This is a genomic window from Mesorhizobium kowhaii (assembly GCF_003253745.1).
Classification (GTDB): Bacteria; Pseudomonadota; Alphaproteobacteria; order Rhizobiales; family Rhizobiaceae; genus Mesorhizobium; species Mesorhizobium kowhaii.
The window spans coordinates 1-1654 of sequence record NZ_MZXV01000003.1 but is presented as its reverse complement, the minus strand read 5'-3'; the positions used below and the strand labels follow the sequence as shown (position 1 = coordinate 1654).

The 1654-nt window shown below is 63.1% G+C and carries 1 protein-coding gene; it reads right to left on the bottom strand.

From position 1 onward, the window contains the following. Positions 1-193: 193 nt before the first annotated feature. A complete protein-coding gene (locus B5V02_RS00645; protein WP_111542357.1) occupies positions 194-1528 on the bottom strand; it encodes an ISNCY family transposase in 1335 nt (444 codons plus the stop codon). Positions 1529-1654 lie beyond the last annotated feature (126 nt).

Sequence of the window (1654 nt, the reverse complement as noted above, 5' to 3'; positions counted from 1 at the left end):
GTGCGCGTCCATAAACGGCTGTTTTCCCGGAGTTTTCAGGGGTCTTTGGCCTGCTGAGGCGATGTTTTGGGGACGGGTGATGGTACAAGTGCATGGAGGTCGCTGCCGGGGGGCGATCTGGCGGCAATGGGGTCATAGGGGTATCGGCCGGCGCTCGCCGGCGTGCTCCTGAACGCAGCCCGATGACTGGGGGTCAGGTCGATCTGAGGCGGGTGAAGAGGGCGAGATTGTAAGCGACCACCGAGGACCAGACGTAAGCCTTGAAGTGGTTGAGCCCGCGCCAGGTGCAGCGGGCCAAGCCATAGGCGCGCTTCAGGCAGGAGATGCTGGCCTCGATACCAGCGCGGAAGTTGCGCAGCTTGCGATAGACCCAGCGGCTGCTGACCATGTCTTCGATGCTGAGGGCGCTCTTCTTGTGGAACGCCATATCGCGCACGCCCCAAGCCTTGGCTTGGCGCAGATTGGCGCGGCTGGCATAGCCGCCGTCGGCCGCCGCCTGACGCGGCGGCTCGCCGTAAAACGCGATGTGGCGCTCCAGCATTAGCAGCAGACGCTCGCTGTCGGCTGGGTTGCCCGCTTCGATGACGAGATCGAGGATCAGTCCGCTGCGACCGGTGGTCAGATTGATCTTGTGACCATAATCGACGTCGCGGCTGCCCTTGACGATGATATCGGCATGCGGCTCGAACAGGCTCACCAGCTTCTCGCCGGCCGGGACCGGCTCGCCTGCCAGGACCCGCCGTTCGGTCTGGGCGATGATCCGCTCGATCAGCGGCCGGTAGTGGCGGACTTGGGCCTGCCACAGTTCAACGGCCGGGCTCGCCGCCAGGGTCGGTTGCTCAGCCGCCTGCTGGAGATAGCCCAAGGTGGTGCGTGTGATCCTGAGCAGCTCGCGGTAGTGCTTCACCCGTTTCGGGCGACCGCGGGTATATTCGATCGCCCGGGACCGCTTCTTCGCCGCGCGGCAGTGATCGTGCCATGGGATGGCGCTGCCCAGTGCATCCGCGTGCTGCAACAGCCGCACCATCACCCGCACAGCGTCCCATAACAGGCTGCTGTCGCTCGGCTCGTGGACGAGTGCGGCGGTGACGGTGCTGTCCACGCGCACGACCTTGGCGCTTTCCAGCTTCTCTCGCCTGGCGCTTGCCAGCAGTACTTTGTTGATCTCTTCCCAAGTCGGCGCCCGGATCGCGCTGATCGTCTTGTGCAGGACTGATTTCTTTGGGCTCCACCCCCATGGCAGCCGGGCAAAAGCCCGGAACGAGGCGGAATCCTCCAAGTGAAAGGCCAGTTCCTGATAGCTTAGTTGGCGATGCTGCTTGAGCAGCGCGCAGCGCAGCACAGCCTCAGCCGGCAGGCCCTCGCGGCCGGTCTCCTTGAGACCGTGCCGGCGCAGGTCCCGCGTCACCAGGCTCAAAAGCTCGCGATGCTCGTCCAGCCATTGCGACATGGCTTTCAATTCACAGCCGATCTCGTGTCCGGCGAAAAGATCAAATACACTGGATTGGACGGTGCGTTCTTGGCGCATTGTCGGCTCCGGCGGTGGCAGAAACGCTTTGGAATCAGTGGCTTGATCTCGAAGTGTATCTGAAACCGCCGGGCCTTGCCTGCCCAAAATCAGGATTCATTCAATAATATCAGCAGCTTGCCGTTT

Bases quoted from the DNA above. Each gene is read 5' to 3' on its own strand.
- B5V02_RS00645 (WP_111542357.1), bottom strand. From the start codon at position 1,528: ATGCGCCAAGAACGCACCGTCCAATCCAGTGTATTTGATCTTTTCGCC.